This window comes from Salmonella sp. FC25216, assembly GCF_057751355.1.
Map to the genome: position 1 here is coordinate 1 of NZ_JBDGON010000019.1, position 16,887 is coordinate 16,887.

Below are 16,887 nucleotides of genomic sequence, written 5' to 3' on the forward strand. Positions count from 1 at the left end.
CGGGCGCGCGCCCTCGCGCACCAGCTTCATGCCGTTGTAGTCCATCGGGTTATGGCTGGCGGTCACTTCAATACCGCCGTCCACGCCAAGGTGGAACGTGGCGAAGTAAATCTCTTCGGTCCCGGACATCCCGATATCCAGCACGTCGACGCCCGCATCCTGTAACCCTTTCGCCAGCGCCAGCTTCAGGGATTCGCTGGTCAGACGCACGTCGCCGCCCAGCACGATGGTTTTCGGTTTTAAATATTCGCCGTAGGCGCGGCCAATCCGCCACACGATATCTTCATTGAGCTCTTCGCCCAGCCTGCCGCGAATGTCGTAGGCCTTGAAACAGGTTAATTTTGTCATGTTCTTACCCTTCTTCAGGCAACAGTTAGCCCTGGCCGTAAATGGCCAAAATCGTTATTGTTGTTCATTGCCGGACGGCGCGTTGCGCTTACCGGGCATAATTTAAGGCGTCAGACCCGCCCGTAACGGTCCTCGAACCGCACCACGTCGTCCTCTTCGAGATACGAACCAGAACGCACTTCAATTAAATCGAGCGGTATTTTTCCCGGATTTTCCAGGCAGTGGGTCGCCCCCAGCGGAATATAGATGGACTCGTTTTCACCGAGCAGCTTAACCTCGCCGTTGATGGTGACTCTGGCGGTACCCGCCACCACCACCCAGTGCTCGGCGCGGTGATGGTGCATCTGCACCGACAGTCCTTCCCCCGGCTTGACGGTAATACGCTTCACCTGATAGCGCTCGCCCGCGTCGATGGAGTCGTATTTGCCCCACGGACGGTAAACCTCGCGGTGCATGTGGTGCTCATGGCGTCCGTCGGCCTTGATCTTCTCCACCACCTTTTTTACGTCCTGCACCGCGTGGCGATCGGCAATCAGCACCGCGTCTTTGGTCTGCACCACCACCAGATCCTTCACGCCGACGGTGGTCACCAGGCCGGATTCGGCGTAAACGTAGCTATTTTCCGTTTTATGGCTGATGACGTCGCCGTGATGGACGTTTCCCTCCGGGGTGTGGGCGCTGATTTCCCATAGCGAGGACCACGAGCCGACATCGCTCCAGCCCGCGTCCATCGGCATCACCACCGCGTCCGCCGTCCGCTCCATCACAGCATAGTCAATGGACTCTTGCGGACAGGCGAGGAAGGCCTCTTCATCCACGCGAATGAAGTCAAGATCCGGATCGACGCCGCGCATCGCCTGTTCACAGGCGGCCAGAATATCGGGGCGGAACTTTTTCAGCTCTTCCAGATAGCGTCCGGCGCGGAACAGAAACATGCCGCTGTTCCAGTAGTAATCGCCGCTGGCGACGTAGGCCTGGGCGGTTTCCAGCCCCGGCTTCTCAACGAACTGCGCCACCTCAAAAGCCACCGCATCCGTCGCGCCCGGCACGACATCGCCGCGCCGGATATAGCCATAGCCGGTTTCCGGCAGATCCGGCACGATACCGAAGGTTACCAGTTTGCCCGCGTCGGCATAGGGCATGGCGCTGCGCACCGCGTCGCGGAAGGCCCCTTCATTGGCGATCGCATGATCCGCCGCCAGTACCAGCATCAGCGGATCGCAGTCCGTATGCTGGCGCGTCGCCGCCAGCGCCGCCAGCGCAATCGCCGGCGCGGTATTGCGCCCGGCGGGCTCAAGAATAATGTTCTCCGTCAGCTTATTGAGCTGGCGGAGCTGTTCGGCGACGATAAAACGGTGCTGTTCGTTGCAGATAACCACCGGGCTTTCGCACTCCACGCCGTTCAGACGGCAAATGGTGGTTTGCAGCATGGTGAGATCGCCTTTCAGGCACAGAAACTGTTTTGGGTAAAGCACGCGAGAGAGCGGCCACAACCGGCTACCGGAGCCTCCGGCCATCACAACCGGGTAAAGTTTTGTCTGACGCATTATCATCCCCGAATATCTGCAATAAATTGGCTTAGTACATTCTCTTTATTGAGCGTGCGTTCGGCGTATTCACGTGCCGTCGTGTTGTTTTTCGGCATGGCGAGCACCTGGCTAATCCCGTCGACCAGCGCGTCGGCCGATTCCGGTTCCACGCAAACGGCGATGCCCGGATAGCGCGCGCAAAGTTGTCCTAATTCGGTGTGCGGCTCAGCGGTAATCACCGCGTTGCCGCCGACCGCCAGAATGTTCGTCAGCTTGGAGGGCAGTACCGCGTCCGCCGCGCCGCGCTTTTGCACCACCAGATGACAATCGCCCATTTTCAGCAACGCGGGCAAGGCGTCGTAAGGCTGAAGCGGGAGGAATTTAATATTTGCCAGGCCGCGTTCGCGGGCCATGTTCTCCAGCCGCGCCTTGCCGCCCCCCTGGCCGACAATCGCAAAAATCAGTGGTCGATCGCGTAATCGCTCTGCGGCGTCAATCACCTTTTCCAGTCCTTGCTTTTCGCCGATATTGCCGGAATAGAGCACGATTTTGTTGCCCTCTGGCAAACCAAGCTGCTGACGCAAAGCCGTCACGTCAGCGTCATTAACGTCCTGAAAGCGCGCCACTTCCGACCAGTTCGGGAAAAAGAGGATTTTTTCCGCCGCGACGCCCTTTTCCCGAGCTTTATTCATCATGGAGCGAGAGATGGTCGAGACGTTATCAACGTTACGCAGCGCGCTGCGTTCAAAGGCCGCCGCTAACCGCGCTACGCTGCCGCGCTTGCCTTTTCCCGCCATCCCTAAGCCGAGCATGGCGTCCACTTCGTAATCCTGAATATGCAGTACGGTACGCGCGCCGGAGAGTGTCGCCAGCAGGCGCATTCCCGGCGTACAAAAGAGCGTCGGTACAACGCCGATAATCCGATCCGGCTTCCAGCGACGCTGCGCCATCAGCGGGAAAAAACTGCTCAATGCAAAGCTCCCCAGATGAAGCAGCCGTTTTAAGGTGGAGGGCTGTTTCGGCACATACAGCGGGCAGCGCCAGACGGTAGCCTCGCCCTCTTCCCGGCAATAGCGCCAGGCGGAATAGCGCTCGCCAACCTTCCACTGCGGGTAGTACGGCGGCGCAGTGATTACCCGCACTTCATGGCCTTCCCGCGCCATCCACGCCACCATTTCGCCGGTATATTTGCCGGTACCGGTCAGTTCCGGCGAATAGTTAATGCCATAGACCAGGATCTTCACAGTCCCACCGCCGGCGCGTCAGGAAAGAAGTAGGCTCGACTGTTCTCATGAACATTATCGCCTGCCAGAAGCTGTTCCGGCGTCAGCCAGCGGTAACCGCCATGCTGGGCGTCAGGCAGGTGTAAATCGCTCTCCGCCATGCGCAGACGAAAGCCGAGCACGATGTAGTGAGTTGAAAAATCCTCTCCGGAAAAGTTGTCGTCATAGAAGTGTTGCCACACGCCATAAAACGTCCCTGCCGCCAGCGGCAGACGCACGCCCAGTTCCGCCTGCGTCAGGCGTTCGAAGGCAGCCTCCAGCGTTTCGTCTTTGCACACCCGTCCCCCCGGCACAAACCAGTAGCCCTGCGCCGGACGGTTGAGACGCTGGCCCAGCAGGATTTCCCCCTGGTCGTTTTCCACGATGAAATCGAGGGCAATAAGGGGCGTGGTACGCACCACTGCGGCGAAATCTTCCTTGCGTAAAAACATTGTCACCCCCGGAACCGCTGCTGATTATCAAGGAACCACTGGTAAGTACCGGCAAGCCCTGCCTCCAGTGAAATTTCGTGATACCAGCCAAGCTGGTGCAGGCGCGTGACGTCGAGCAATTTACGCGGCGTGCCGTCCGGCTTCGCGGCGTCGAACACCACCCGGCCTTTGTAACCCACCACCTTCGCGATGGTCTGCGCCAGCTCGCGGATAGTGCAGTCCACACCGGTGCCGACGTTAATGTGTGACAGCATCGGGTCGGTGTTCTCCTGCCACACTTCGCGCGCCAGCTCCATCACGTGAATGCTGGCCGCCGCCATATCATCAACGTGCAGAAATTCGCGCATCGGCGTTCCGCTGCCCCACACCACCACTTCCGGCGCGTGGCTCTGCGCGGCCTCATGAAAGCGACGCAGCAGCGCCGGGATCACATGTGAATTGTCCGGATGGAAATTGTCATGCGGGCCGTACAGGTTGGTCGGCATCACCGAACGGTAGTCGCGACCGTACTGGCGATTACACGATTCACACAACTTGATACCGGCAATTTTGGCGATCGCATACGGCTCGTTAGTGGGTTCAAGCACCCCTTGCAGCAGCTCACTCTCCGCCATCGGTTGCGTTGCCAACTGGGGATAAATGCAGGAAGAACCGAGGAACAGCAGCTTGTTCACGTTATTGCAATGTGCTGCATGAATTACATTGCTCTCAATCATCATATTTTCGTAAATAAAATCGGCAGGATAAGTGTTATTTGCCACAATCCCGCCCACTTTTGCTGCCGCCAGGTACACCTGATCAATACGTTCAGTAGAGAAGAACTGACGCACCGCACTTGCGTCCAGCAGGTTAAGCTCATTACGGGTACGCAGCACCAGTTCAACATTATCTCGATGCACCAGTTGTCTAACGATGGCGGCCCCTACCATCCCACGATGGCCCGCCACAAAAATACGTTGTTTCATCATTTTCAATATTCCTGAGCAATAGCAATTTCGTAACCGTGAGATTTCAGCAGTGAGTGTTTTTTCGCGGCCTCCAGATCGTTCGCCACCATCTCGGAGACCATCTCCGACAGGGTGATTTCCGGTTTCCAGCCCAGTTTCTCATGCGCTTTAGACGGGTCGCCCAGCAGGGTTTCCACTTCCGCCGGACGGAAATAGCGCGGATCAACGGCCACAATCACATCGCCCGGTTTCACGCCCGGCGCATCGTGTCCGGACACGGATACCACGATCCCTTTCTCATCAATGCCTTCGCCTTCAAAGCGCAGTTTTATCCCCAGTTGCGCTGCCGCCAGCTCCACAAACTGGCGTACGGAATACTGCACGCCGGTGGCAATCACGAAATCTTCCGGCTGCTCCTGCTGTAACATCATCCACTGCATCCGCACGTAATCTTTCGCATGGCCCCAGTCGCGCAGCGAGTCCATGTTGCCGAGATACAGACAGGACTCCAGTCCCTGGGCGATATTGGCGATGGCGCGGGTGATCTTACGGGTGACGAAGGTTTCGCCGCGACGCGGAGATTCGTGGTTAAACAGAATGCCGTTACAGGCGTAAATACCGTAGGATTCACGGTAGTTGACAGTGATCCAGTAGGCGTACAGTTTCGCCACCGCATAGGGGGAACGCGGGTAGAACGGCGTGGTCTCTTTCTGCGGGATCTCCTGCACCAGGCCGTACAGTTCAGAGGTGGAAGCCTGATAGAAACGCGTTTTCTTTTCAAGACCGAGGAAGCGGATCGCCTCCAGCAGGCGCAGCGTGCCCATCGCATCCACATCGGCGGTATATTCCGGCGACTCAAACGACACCGCCACGTGGCTCATCGCGCCCAGGTTGTAAACCTCATCCGGCTGCACTTCCTGTAAAATGCGGGTCAGGTTGGAGGCGTCGGTCAGGTCGCCATAATGCAGATGAAATTTCGGGTTGCTGCTGTGCGGGTCCTGATAAATATGGTCCACGCGCTCGGTATTAAACGATGACGCGCGGCGCTTGATACCATGCACCTCATAGCCTTTTTCCAGCAGAAATTCTGCCAGGTAAGACCCATCCTGTCCGGTTACGCCAGTAATGAGTGCGACTTTTGACATTTTCATTTCCTCAAATAGTCCCGTTAGGGAGTAACTTTCTGAACGCGCTGGCGCGTTACCACTGCGGGATTGCCCCGACAAATCGCATTTGCCGGTAATGATTTAAATACGCTGCTACGCGCGCCGACGACGGTGCCATAACCTATCGTCACGCCGGGCGCGACAAAAACATCGGTCGCCAGCCAACATTTTTCGCCAATAACAATCGGCGCGGCGTTAATATCGAAATGGGCGCTGGTATAATCATGGCTACCGGTACACAAATAACCTTTTTGTGAAATGACCGCATGCGCGCCAATATTAATTTCACCCAACGTATATAACACAGCGTCGTCGCCTACCCAGGCATAATCGCCGACGGTTAATTTCCACGGATAGGTAATTTTTACTGACGGTCGAATAACCACTTTTTTTCCGATTTTGGCGCCAAACAGACGCAGTAAAAAGGCTCGCCAGCGATATAATATTTGCGGCGACCCTGCGAATAATGTCGCCTGTACCACCCACCATAATTGTACTTTTAGCGCATTAGCGCCGCGGAACCCCTTCGGCACCGTAAAGCCGCTAAGATCCTGCATAATAACTCCTGGTGATTAGACTTTGTTATACCGCGCTTTTGTTTTACCCGTCGTTTTCAGACGTAATAAATAGGATAATTGCGCCCAAAAGCCTGGCACACGTAATATTTTTCGCTGTACGTTTTTTGCATCCTGACATAATTCCAGATTATTCGAGGTTGACACGCCGCCCATCGAAAATTCAGACACCAGTCCATTAATTCGCCGGAAAGGATAACCTGTTTTATAGAGACGGGCCGCCAGCGCATAATCTGAAGAGACATTATATTGCAGATCATAGGGATGCTTTTTTAACCCTGCCGTCGGGAAAAATATCGCCTGATGGCTGGCTGGCAAACTATGGTAGATATAACACCCGGGTTTAGCCTTCCGGCGTATTTTATGTCCGCCGCCAAAATCCAGCAGCGCGTCGCCAATATACATCGCCTCGCCCGTTTGCCGCACCAGTTGGCGGACAAACAGCGCAACATCATCATGAAACGTATCACCGGAATTAAGAAACAGGGTATAGCGCCCCTGCGCCAGCGCTATGCCTTTGTTCATAGCATCATAAATACCGCGATCTTTTTCACTGACAAAACGCAGGTTAAACTCACCGTGACGTTTTTGCAGAAATTCGCGCGTGCCGTCCTCCGAACCGCCATCCACTACGATCCATTCAAATGACAGACCCGGATCGCGCGCCAGATTGCGCAGCGAGCGCCAGGTTTTTACCACCCCTTCGTAATTGCGAAAGGCGACGGTAACGACGCTTAAAAACATACAACCACCCCGTTATGAAATTTTTAACGCCTTGCGCAAAATGAACGGACAGACGATTAAAAAAGCATATTCCGGGCTAAATATTGAACCGGTAAAAAACAGCGACACCGGCATAAAAAGATAGAGCTGCACCCGAAAATTGCGATTATCGCCAAACGCATTTAGCGCCATTTTTAAAACTTTCCCCATATACCACAGCGTCATCAGCACTGCGAACCAGGAAAAATAAATAATCAGCAGATACAATCCATTGTCTATGGTTTTCCCGACATCCGCACCGTTAAAGATTCCGAATGATGCAACATATTCATAAAGTGAGCCAAATCTGACTACACCATCAATATGGGTCAAGGAATATCCGACCATGACTAATGGTCCCACAATACGATAATAAGAAGATGAGCCTTCCGTCCCTAAATCACCAAGTCGTGTCGCAATATAAGGAAATGCAATAATTACCCCAACCAAAAACAGGGTTAATGAGACCAGCGCCAGTGGAAGTTTTTTCTTTATCGCATCCTTATTCAAATATTGGAACGCCCACTCCAGAAGGTAAAACAGGATAAAAGTCATGACCCCTGAAAATGATCCTGATAATATTATTCCTGCCAGAATCATAGCATCGCTTTTCGGTGTTTTGATACCAAACTGTTTGATGCTCAGCCAAATTGAGATTAGTGCCAAAGCAAAAAATGCCGGTTCAAAATAAAGTGCAGTAGTACGCTTACCGCCAAATTTTATGAAGTTCAGTACATAGCTATTACTGTAAATAAGATATTTCGAAATTCCTTCCATAATACTGCTGCCGCCGGTGAGGATAATTTGCGCCATCTCAACCGCGGCGAGCGTTACTACGACACCCACTACCAGATAAAAAAAACGCAAAACCTTTCGGTGGTTATGCGCGGAAATGGTTTTGAAGCGAATACTCCAGACCATCCCGATAATGATCACAATATAGACAAACAGCATTGTGGACGTGACATATTTACCGGCATTCAGCGACTGGCCGAACAGGAAGTTAAATGCCGTAAGCCCCGCGCCGATGCCTAAGGCGATCATCAATTTTTTTACGCTGATGCGTTCCACAAATAACAGCAGCAACAGCGGTAAAAAAGTGACGATGGTAATGGGAAAGCTTTCCCCCAGTTGGGCGATTTTGACGTTGACCAGTAAGTAGATTAGCGGCAGCAGCAGGTAGCTACAGATTCTGATAGAACGAGACATATTCCTCCAGCATCTGTTGACCGCTGTACGCGGCACGGCTACGCACGCGAAAGGCGTCCAGCGTTGCGCCAAATACCGCCTGAGCAATCTCCGGCTTACGCCGCTGCGCCAGGCGTAGTACATCTGTAGCGGCAAAGGTTTGACCGCCGGATTTCGCCAGCACCTCCTGCGCCGCCTCGCTGTGGGTAGCGATCACCGGTACGCCGATCGAGAGTGCTTCACACAAGATCAGCGGATAGTTATCGACCCGCGAGCTAAAGACCAGCGCATCCATCTCATTGAGCGCACTCATTAATTTACGCTTATCGGTTTCAAAACCGTGATTAACGACGTTCTTTCCGGTAAAAGGCGAAAATTTACCGAAGGTGTGCAGTTCAATTTTTTCGCCCAGCGCCATCATGTCGTGTACCAGACGCTGGTCGGTTTTACCGTCGTAACGTAAGTCATGTGCCACAATGGCGATCCGCGGTTTGTCCGCGATCTGCGGCGCAGGCGAGAGTTCCGCGAGAATCGCCTCGGTCGCCAGATCGATACCGTTGTTAATAATCCGGCAGCGCCCCGCGCCATAAACGCTGTTAAAGGCCTCGGCCACGTGCTGGCTCGGCGAAATAAACCGGCAGTCCAGCCGCAGCATGTCACGAAAGCGCTGACGTTTTCCGTCAACAAGCTGGTGCGCCCGATCCACCTTGACCGGCGGATAATTGCTTAGGGTCGGGCATTTTTGGCAGCCGCTTTTCCAGCCCTCGCAACCGTCGGTGAAGGCGCAACGCCCGGTGACGCTCCAGTGATCGTGCAGCGTCCAGACCAGCGTGACGTCCGTTTTTTGCATTTTGACTTTTTCGCAAAACGTCACGATGTCCGCCAGGTTTAGCCAGTAACTGTGGAGAACATGAAAATGCAGCACCAGCGGGCCGGATGTCTGGATAACCGTGCGGTAAAGATTATCGAGATTGCCAAACAAGTCGCGATTCACGAAACGAAACAACGCAATATTAGCGATTGCCGTGCCGCGCGGCGTCTGTTTTATCACCTGCGGATAGCGGTGGTGACTGACGCTTTTTTTTCCGCCTTTGCCATAACCATAGACAAAATGCGACGTCAGTCCTTTTTGCAACGCCCGCAGATGAAGATCCAACGCTACTCCCGCTGCGCCGCCTTCCGCCAGCCGTACATTAAATTGCAGAATATTCATGTATTGACCTTCACCCGTGCTTTTTCTCCCACCACCAGCGCATGGTCCGGAATACTGTCAAGCACCACGCTGCCAGCGCCAATCGTGACGTGATTACCGATAGTAATATCGCCAAGCAGGATGACATTCGCCCCCAGCTCGACGCTGTGGCCAATTACCGGACAAGCCAGACTGTCCGCGCCGCGATTGCCGATGGTGACGCCGTGGCGAATGGTAAAATCGTCGCCTGCGACGACATGTTTGTTGATCACTACCGCGTAACCATGATGGATAGTGAACCGCCGACCAATGGTCGCCGCGGCCTGGATTTCATACCCGAACAGGCACTCCGTGATCACGCGATACAGCACCAGCACCGGCGCGGCCCACAGATTATTCAGCACATTCTTTTTGCGCCAGACGGAACAAAAATGAGCGATACGATAGGCCAGCACCATGCAACAGGGTCGTAAGCTCCAGCTATTCGCGCGTAAGTCTTCCAGCATCGTTATCGCCCCCGCAGCCCGGCCGCCAGACGTTTGCTATTACGCACGGAGAGCAACGTCAGCAACGTGCGCCAGGTCATTCGCTTATTGCGAATTTGATACAGCGTAAAAAGCTGGTATTTTTTGCTGGCGCGATCGAATTTATCTTTGTGCTTACGATAAAAATGGAAATAGCCGGAGAATTTTTTCGGCGAAGAGGTAATCTGCATCTCGCCGTGGTTGATATGTAAAATTTGCGTCGCCTCTTCGACTTTCCACGGTTCGCCATACTCCACCACCATGCGCAGAAAAATGTCGTAATCCTGCGCCGCCTTGAGTTCGGTATCGAACAAACACGCTTTGAAACGCCAGGCCCAGGTAAAAACCTGATTACCAATAATATTGCGCTTGTAGAACAAGCGGCGTGAATAAGGGGATTTCGGATACAGCGGCAGACTGGCAGGCTGAGAGTAGACCTCGCCCTCGCACACATAGTCGTTGGCATACAAAAAGGCGTGCGTAGTCAACTGATGCTTATGGGCCAGAAACACGCTCAGACGGTTTGGCGTCCATTCATCGTCATCATCAATACCGGTAATGTAGTGGCCTTGCGCCTGCATAATGGCCTGGTTGCGTACCGCGCAGGCGCCGGTATTCCTGGCGTTATGGGTATAACGGACGCGCGAGTCGTTCAGCTCCTCAACAAATTGTTGTAGCTGCTGATAAGACGAAGAGCAATCATCCACGATGATCATCTCCCAGTGGCGGTAGTCCTGACGTAGTACTGATTTAATCGCCCGGATAGCCAACTGCTGCCTGTTCCAGGTTGGCATATAAATTGAGATCAGCGGATTGTCTGTTGTCATGCTTGTTCCCCAGATAGTTTTGCCGCATGGCGCTGTGCTTATCCGGCCTACAGTCGCAGGCCGCGCCATCCGGCACGCCTTATTTTTTATTTGGAATCTGACTGGTATTCATACTCGTAATAGCCATAATCCTGGTAGCCCGTCGCCCGGCGGAAAATGGAGTTGAGGATCACGCCTTTAACCTGAATGCCATTCTGTTCAAAACGGCTCAGACTGGTTTCCACCTCTTTTAAGGTGTTGACGGCATAACGCGCCACCATCAGCGTCGTCCCGACGTGACGACCCACAATCGCGGCGTCCGTCACAGCCAGAATCGGCGGCGTGTCGATTAATACCAGGTCGTAGTGGCTGCTTGCCCAGGCGATCAGCTCGCCGAAGCGCTCGCTCATCAGCAATTCCGATGGATTAGGCGGTACCTGGCCGCGCGGAATAAGATCAAAATTAGCGATCGCCGTGGGTTTCGCGCAGGAGGCTATCTCGCCTTTGCCCGCCAGAATGTCAGATAAGCCGTCCACGTTATTGGTGCCGAGCAGTTCATGGGTGTAGCCCTTGCGCATATCGCAGTCGATCAGTAATACCCGTTTATGCGTCTGGCTGATGACTGCCGCCAGGTTGGCGCAAACAAAGGTTTTACCGATAGAGGGGCTGACGCCTGTGAGCATGAGTACATTATTTTGCGCCTGCATCATGGCGAAATGCAGGCTGGTGCGCAGGCTGCGAATCGCCTCAATCGCCAGATCGGTCGGATTGCCCACCGCCAGCAGTTGGCTCTGCTTGTAACGCTTAATCCCTTTAATGGTTTTGACGCTATCGCGCGCTTTTTGCCATTCCGACAGCGGAATACTGGCATAGACGCTGATCCCATGCTCCTCCAGCGCCTGCGGGCTTTCGATACCACGATTAAACAGCGAGCGCAGCAGCACGCCGACAATCGATAACATTAATCCCAGAATAATGCTGCCGAGAATAATCAACGCCTTTTTCGGCTTCAGCACACCCGGCTGGGTAATCGCCGGGTCAACGATGCGCACGTCGCCAACGGTGCTGGCTTCGGTGATTTTCAGCTCCTGCTGTTTATTAAGCAGTTGCATATAGACCTGCTGGCCAGACTCCACATCGCGGGTCAAACGCACAATCTCCTGCTGGGTTTTCGGCATCGCCGTCACCCGCCCGTTCAGTTTGGCTTTTTCATCTTCCAGCGCTTTACGTTTTTCCAGCAGGGTGCGGTAAGCCGGATGCGCTTTGGTAAAGAGCTTGGAAATTTCCGCCTCTTTAAACGTCAACTCATTCAACTGGGCGTCGATATTAACCATCGAATCGAGCACCGCCTTCGCTTCCAGCGGCAAATCCACCGAGTCTTTATCCTGGCGGAAAGCGTTTAGCTTGTTTTCCGCCACATCCAGACGGCTGCGGACTTCCGGCAACTGTTTTGCCAGAAACGCCAGGCTCTTCCCCGCCTCTTCAGATTTCCGCGCAATATCCTGTTGCAGATAGTTACGGGTAATACTGTTGAGAATTTCACGAATTTGGTCGCGATCCTCTCCCGTGAACGTCAAACTCAGAACCCCGGTGTCTTTGCCGGTTTCCGTCACGGTGAGGTTATTTTGCAGATTATTAATCATGCCGAGCGTTGAGAATTTACTCACCGTAAATTCCGTATCAGGTCGGGCGTCAATCGCCTCTACCCGCATCGTCACACCGTCTTTATTGAGAGTCTGGCCCACAACGCTCTGCGCGCTAAATCCGCCGTCGCTGACCAACTGATAACGTTTGTCGCCCAGCACCTTAAGGGTGAAAATCTGTCCGCTCATCGTCTCTGGCCGGGTGAATGTTGTGACTTTCACCATTTCATTCTGACGCCCCATCAGCCGTTCCCACCCGGCGCCGAACAGCGGAAAGGTGTTCTTGGCTACGGCAATATCCAGATCCAGATCGTCAACCGTCTTTCCCAACACCAGACGCGATCGGATTAACTGAATTTCCGCATCGGAAGCCGGCGGCTTATTCGCTAATGCGCTGTTGATATCCTGTACCAACGAATTACCGGTGTTTTGTTCAATCTGCACCAGCGCATCGGCGCTATAAATGGGCGTGGCGAAGAGCGTATAAGTCATCGCGCACAGCGCAAATATGGCCGTCGTTCCCAATACCCACCAACGCGCTTCAACCACCGTTCCGACCAGACGCCCGATATCGATTTCATCGCTACCCGTTGCCGCCGCAGATTGTTTTACTTTTTCTGTCATGGTTTTCCCTGCTCTGCATTCAGTACCTGCGCCCACTGGCGGGCAGACCTTTCCAGTAATGTGTACACCGCCTCAAACGCATCGCGGCTTTTGCGATACGGGTCCGGTATTTCACGCTCGCTGTCCCAGTGACCAAACAGCATTACCTTGCCGCGCATTTCCGGCGCAATGTCGCACAGGGCGGCGATGTGACGTTTCTCCATCGTCAGAATCAGGTCATATTCCCGGCACAGACGCGCGGAAATTTGCCTTGCGCAGTGTTTTTCCAAAGACAGATCGTGGGCGCTCGCCACGCTCGCCGCCGCAGGATCGGCTCCTTTGCCGACCAGCGCGCCTAACCCGGCGGATGCAACCGTCAGCGAGGGATGAAAGCGCTTTAGCAAACGTTCAGCCGTCGGGGAACGGCAAACGTTCCCCACACAGACCACTAAAATTTTGTTAAACATAACGATTACCAGGAATGAATGTCGCTGGCCGTATCCGTCATATAACGGACACCGCTAATGGTCGGCAGCAACTGATTGATCAGACGGTTCCAGCGAGCAACCGGCGCGGTCGTGACGTACACCACATCGTAAGGCTGAAGTCGGAATTCCGTCGCCATCACCAATGAAGTGGCGTCAGACATATCAAGCTGGTAGATATTGGCGATCTTGCCGCCACGCCCACCCTCGCCTTTCAACGGACGAATCACAAAGATGCCGCTGGCGTTGGAGGTGGTCAGATCGATGCCTTCCGCATTGCCTAATGCTTCGGTGAGCGTCATGCCGCTGAAGTCCATTTTGAGGGTGCTCTGTTTTTTCACTTCGCCCATGACAAAGACTTTCAGATCGTCATTGCGCGGCACATACAGGATGTCGCCAGGGTAGAGCAAGCGGTTCTGGCTAAGATCGCCATTTTGCATTAGCGCCTGTAGCGAAATGCGCTGTTCTTTGCCGTTATGCGTCAATACTACGTTGCGCCAGTCCGCCATATCGGTCAGGCCGCCCGCAGCGTTAATCGCATCCAGGACGGTTAGCGGTACGTTAGTAATGGCCTGCTGGCCGGATTTATTCACCTGGCCGGAGATATACGCTTTTTGCGAACGGAAAGCGGCAATATTGACATCCACCTGCGGGTCCGCGATGTACTTCGCTAAACGCCCGGTAATATCGCTGCGAATCTCTGACAAAGTTTTACCGACGACGCTAACCTTGCCGATGTAGGGATAAAACATGGTGCCGTCCGGCTGTACCCAGTTGCCGGTATCGCTTGAGCTACGGTACTGGCCTGCTGGCGTGGTCAATTCAGGGTGATCCCAGACGGTGACATTCAGCACATCGCCAGGCCCAACGCGATACTGATAACTGGCGATCTCCTGGTCCAGCGACATATTCGGTTGCGCGACATTGGGCCGCGGGCGTAATTGCTCAACCAGCCGTGGCGTCAGCGGATACACATTGACCATCCGGTCGAGATCAAAATCAGCGTCTTGCTGTTTGATCACATCTTTCCCCATCGTAGACATATTGCTGCCCGGAAGTACTGTGCAGCCACTTATCAAGCTGAGTGACGCCAATAATGGCATCAATTTCATTTTGGATTTCATCATTGATTATTTATCACTTTGGCAGAGTAATTATCCTGTGCAATTTAAATAGCGGCTTCGTCCGTGCACATTTACCTTGCAGTTAATGGAAGCGAAAATTAACTGGCATCATTCTGAAAAAAAATCAATTCATCCGCAGGCTATTGACAGAATAACAAAGGCTTATATTCAGGCTTTCAGGCACGCTACCGCCCCTGGCTTCTTAGCTACCAATGCACTGATTATTTTAAATTTTTGCACTTCCCTCCGATTTCATCCTCATTCAGATAAAAATCTTCAGCGAAATAAAGGTTACGTATTAATAGTTTTCTTGATGTCGTGACAGGATATTTAAGAGCGCTACCTTAATCCTGCAAGAATTGTTGCAGCTAACCTAATGACAGGCAAGGTAACAAACCGCCATTCTATATTTTTAAGATTAATATTAAATGAATTAACAGATAATTTTAGGATTTTATTGATGTTGACAATATTTATTTGCCTCACCCTACCTGCGATATTTCCTAAATATATTTTTAATATTATTTAGTTTCTGACAGAAACATTACGGCTATTTTAAAGTTATTTTATAGCCCCATAACAAAGAGAAATTGCTCTGCGGCATTGCATTTTCCCGCCGTATTATCCATGATCGAATTGTGACAATTGTCATATTACAGAAGGTATTGCTCTTACTATGGAATGGATTGCCGATCCGTCAATCTGGGCCGGACTAGTAACGTTAATCGTTATCGAACTTGTTCTCGGCATTGATAACCTGGTCTTTATTGCCATCCTCGCTGAAAAACTACCCCCGGGGCAGCGCGACCGCGCGCGCATTACCGGCCTGATACTGGCGATGATCATGCGCCTGCTGCTGCTGGCGTCAATCTCGTGGCTGGTCACCTTGACTAAGCCGCTCTTTAGCGTACAGGCGTTAAGCTTCAGCGCCCGCGATCTGATTATGCTGTTCGGCGGCTTCTTCCTGCTCTTTAAAGCCACCATGGAGCTCAACGAACGGCTGGAAGGGAAAGATAGTGCTAACCCTACCCAGCGTAAGGGGGCGAAATTCTGGGCGGTGGTCGCGCAAATCGTGGTGCTGGACGCTATCTTTTCTCTCGACTCCGTGATTACCGCCGTGGGGATGGTCGATCACCTGGCTGTCATGATGGCGGCAGTGATAATCGCCATTAGCCTGATGCTGCTCGCCAGCAAGTCACTGACCCGGTTTGTGAACAACCATCCGACCATTGTGATTTTGTGTCTTAGCTTCCTGCTGATGATCGGCTTTAGTCTGGTGGCGGAAGGGTTTGGCTTCCATATTCCGAAAGGGTATCTGTACGCCGCTATCGGCTTCTCGGTGATGATCGAGGCGCTCAACCAATTGGCTATTTTTAACCGCCGCCGTTTTCTTTCCGCTAACCATACGCTGCGCCAGCGCACAGCGGAAGCCGTGATGCGTCTGATTAGCGGTAAAAAAGAGGATGCCGAACTGGATGCGGAAACCGCCGCGATGCTGGCAGACCATGACGACAGCCAGATTTTTAATCCGCAGGAGCGCAGGATGATTGAGCGGGTGCTGAATCTCAACCAGCGCACCGTGAGTAGCATCATGACATCACGTCACGATATCGAGCATATCGATCTCAACGCGCCGGAAGCGGAAATCCGCGCTCTGCTGGAAAAGAACCAGCATACGCGTCTGGTCGTGACCGGTGAAAATGACCAGGAAGATTTACTCGGCGTCGTCCACGTCATCGATCTGTTGCAACAATCGCTGCGCGGCGAACCGCTCAACCTGCGGGCTCTGATTCGCCAACCGCTGGTTTTCCCGGAAGTATTGCCTCTGCTGCCTGCGCTGGAGCAGTTCCGTAACGCCAGAACCCATTTTGCCTTTGTCGTAGATGAGTTTGGCTCGGTTGAAGGCATTGTGACATTAAGCGATGTCATGGAGACTATCGCCGGTAATTTGCCGAATGAAGCCGAGGAAATTGACGCCCGCCACGATATTCAGAAGAACCCGGATGGTTCCTGGACGGCAAACGGCCATATGCCGCTGGAGGATTTGGTGCAGTACGTGCCGCTACCGCTGGATGAAAAACGGGAATATCATACGATTGCCGGGTTATTAATGGAATATTTGCAGCGCATACCGAAAACCGGTGAAGAGGTTCAGGTGGGCAATTATTTGCTGAAAACATTGCAGGTAGAAAGCCATCGTGTGCAGAAAGTGCAGTTAATTCCGCTGCATAACGATGAGCCAGAATACGAGGTGTAACGCCTGTTCACCTGTCCCGGCCTA

General features: G+C 53.2%; 15 protein-coding genes and 1 pseudogene. 1 reads left to right on the forward strand and 15 read right to left on the reverse strand.

Annotation, left to right across the window (positions count from 1 at the left end):
- From cpsG to AC3G3F_RS23200, 15 genes and pseudogenes are all read right to left on the reverse strand, one after another.
- Positions 1-348 (reverse strand): annotated as a pseudogene (gene cpsG / locus AC3G3F_RS23130) (colanic acid biosynthesis phosphomannomutase CpsG); the annotation flags it as partial.
- Positions 349-458: 110 nt separating this feature from the next.
- Entirely contained in the window at positions 459-1,901 is a 1,443-nt protein-coding gene (cpsB, locus tag AC3G3F_RS23135; RefSeq protein ID WP_072158769.1) for a mannose-1-phosphate guanyltransferase, read from the reverse strand.
- Positions 1,898-3,121 (reverse strand): colanic acid biosynthesis fucosyltransferase WcaI, encoded by a 1,224-nt coding sequence (gene wcaI, locus AC3G3F_RS23140; protein ID WP_488395845.1) that lies wholly within the window; start codon positions 3,119-3,121, stop codon positions 1,898-1,900. The genes cpsB and wcaI overlap by 4 nt, the downstream gene beginning before the upstream one ends.
- On the reverse strand, positions 3,118-3,591 hold the full coding sequence (locus AC3G3F_RS23145) for a GDP-mannose mannosyl hydrolase (RefSeq protein ID WP_488395846.1): 474 nt from the start codon (positions 3,589-3,591) through the stop codon (positions 3,118-3,120). Before AC3G3F_RS23145 ends, wcaI begins: the two co-directional genes overlap by 4 nt.
- Positions 3,592-3,593: 2 nt before the next feature.
- Positions 3,594-4,559, reverse strand: a complete 966-nt coding sequence (fcl, locus tag AC3G3F_RS23150; protein ID WP_079796799.1) for a GDP-L-fucose synthase — start codon at positions 4,557-4,559, stop codon at positions 3,594-3,596.
- A gap of 2 nt (positions 4,560-4,561) precedes the next feature.
- Complete coding sequence (gene gmd / locus AC3G3F_RS23155) at positions 4,562-5,683, reverse strand: GDP-mannose 4,6-dehydratase (RefSeq protein WP_085385551.1); 1,122 nt, start codon at positions 5,681-5,683, stop codon at positions 4,562-4,564.
- Positions 5,684-5,706: 23 nt separating this feature from the next.
- Complete coding sequence (gene wcaF / locus AC3G3F_RS23160; RefSeq protein ID WP_079813463.1) at positions 5,707-6,261, reverse strand: colanic acid biosynthesis acetyltransferase WcaF; 555 nt, start codon at positions 6,259-6,261, stop codon at positions 5,707-5,709.
- A 15-nt stretch (positions 6,262-6,276) separates the two neighbouring features.
- Positions 6,277-7,023, reverse strand: coding sequence for a colanic acid biosynthesis glycosyltransferase WcaE (wcaE, locus tag AC3G3F_RS23165; RefSeq protein ID WP_023246965.1), 747 nt, complete (start codon positions 7,021-7,023; stop codon positions 6,277-6,279).
- A gap of 12 nt (positions 7,024-7,035) precedes the next feature.
- The gene (gene wcaD, locus AC3G3F_RS23170) at positions 7,036-8,250 is read right to left on the reverse strand and encodes a colanic acid polymerase WcaD (protein ID WP_053510404.1); all 1,215 of its coding nucleotides are present in this window, start codon (positions 8,248-8,250) and stop codon (positions 7,036-7,038) included.
- Positions 8,225-9,442 (reverse strand): colanic acid biosynthesis glycosyltransferase WcaC, encoded by a 1,218-nt coding sequence (gene wcaC / locus AC3G3F_RS23175; RefSeq protein WP_079813464.1) that lies wholly within the window; start codon positions 9,440-9,442, stop codon positions 8,225-8,227. Before wcaC ends, wcaD begins: the two co-directional genes overlap by 26 nt.
- Positions 9,439-9,927 (reverse strand): colanic acid biosynthesis acetyltransferase WcaB, encoded by a 489-nt coding sequence (wcaB, locus tag AC3G3F_RS23180; RefSeq protein ID WP_023246962.1) that lies wholly within the window; start codon positions 9,925-9,927, stop codon positions 9,439-9,441. The genes wcaC and wcaB overlap by 4 nt, the downstream gene beginning before the upstream one ends.
- Before the next feature lie 2 nt (positions 9,928-9,929).
- On the reverse strand, positions 9,930-10,772 hold the full coding sequence (gene wcaA, locus AC3G3F_RS23185) for a colanic acid biosynthesis glycosyltransferase WcaA (protein WP_023246961.1): 843 nt from the start codon (positions 10,770-10,772) through the stop codon (positions 9,930-9,932).
- An 86-nt stretch (positions 10,773-10,858) separates the two neighbouring features.
- Positions 10,859-13,018, reverse strand: coding sequence for a tyrosine-protein kinase Wzc (gene wzc, locus AC3G3F_RS23190; protein ID WP_136058201.1), 2,160 nt, complete (start codon positions 13,016-13,018; stop codon positions 10,859-10,861).
- Complete coding sequence (gene wzb, locus AC3G3F_RS23195) at positions 13,015-13,464, reverse strand: low molecular weight protein-tyrosine-phosphatase Wzb (protein WP_023246959.1); 450 nt, start codon at positions 13,462-13,464, stop codon at positions 13,015-13,017. Before wzb ends, wzc begins: the two co-directional genes overlap by 4 nt.
- Positions 13,465-13,469: 5 nt before the next feature.
- Positions 13,470-14,609: a polysaccharide export protein gene (locus AC3G3F_RS23200; RefSeq protein ID WP_000978077.1), complete on the reverse strand. Its 1,140-nt coding sequence runs from the start codon at positions 14,607-14,609 to the stop codon at positions 13,470-13,472.
- Between the two features lie 673 nt (positions 14,610-15,282).
- On the opposite strand from AC3G3F_RS23200, the gene AC3G3F_RS23205 reads away from it, so the two are divergent.
- Positions 15,283-16,863 (forward strand): TerC family protein, encoded by a 1,581-nt coding sequence (locus AC3G3F_RS23205; RefSeq protein WP_023246958.1) that lies wholly within the window; start codon positions 15,283-15,285, stop codon positions 16,861-16,863.
- Positions 16,864-16,887 lie beyond the last annotated feature (24 nt).

Coding starts and splice junctions, on each gene's coding strand:
- cpsB (WP_072158769.1), bottom strand. CDS start 1,901: ATGATAATGCGTCAGACAAAACTTTACCCGGTTGTGATGGCCGGAGGC.
- AC3G3F_RS23145 (WP_488395846.1), bottom strand. CDS start 3,591: ATGTTTTTACGCAAGGAAGATTTCGCCGCAGTGGTGCGTACCACGCCC.
- fcl (WP_079796799.1), bottom strand. CDS start 4,559: ATGATGAAACAACGTATTTTTGTGGCGGGCCATCGTGGGATGGTAGGG.
- gmd (WP_085385551.1), bottom strand. CDS start 5,683: ATGTCAAAAGTCGCACTCATTACTGGCGTAACCGGACAGGATGGGTCT.
- wcaF (WP_079813463.1), bottom strand. CDS start 6,261: ATGCAGGATCTTAGCGGCTTTACGGTGCCGAAGGGGTTCCGCGGCGCT.
- wcaE (WP_023246965.1), bottom strand. CDS start 7,023: ATGTTTTTAAGCGTCGTTACCGTCGCCTTTCGCAATTACGAAGGGGTG.
- wcaD (WP_053510404.1), bottom strand. CDS start 8,250: ATGTCTCGTTCTATCAGAATCTGTAGCTACCTGCTGCTGCCGCTAATC.
- wcaC (WP_079813464.1), bottom strand. CDS start 9,442: ATGAATATTCTGCAATTTAATGTACGGCTGGCGGAAGGCGGCGCAGCG.
- wcaB (WP_023246962.1), bottom strand. CDS start 9,927: ATGCTGGAAGACTTACGCGCGAATAGCTGGAGCTTACGACCCTGTTGC.
- wcaA (WP_023246961.1), bottom strand. CDS start 10,772: ATGACAACAGACAATCCGCTGATCTCAATTTATATGCCAACCTGGAAC.
- wzc (WP_136058201.1), bottom strand. CDS start 13,018: ATGACAGAAAAAGTAAAACAATCTGCGGCGGCAACGGGTAGCGATGAA.
- wzb (WP_023246959.1), bottom strand. CDS start 13,464: ATGTTTAACAAAATTTTAGTGGTCTGTGTGGGGAACGTTTGCCGTTCC.
- AC3G3F_RS23200 (WP_000978077.1), bottom strand. CDS start 14,609: ATGATGAAATCCAAAATGAAATTGATGCCATTATTGGCGTCACTCAGC.
- AC3G3F_RS23205 (WP_023246958.1), top strand. CDS start 15,283: ATGGAATGGATTGCCGATCCGTCAATCTGGGCCGGACTAGTAACGTTA.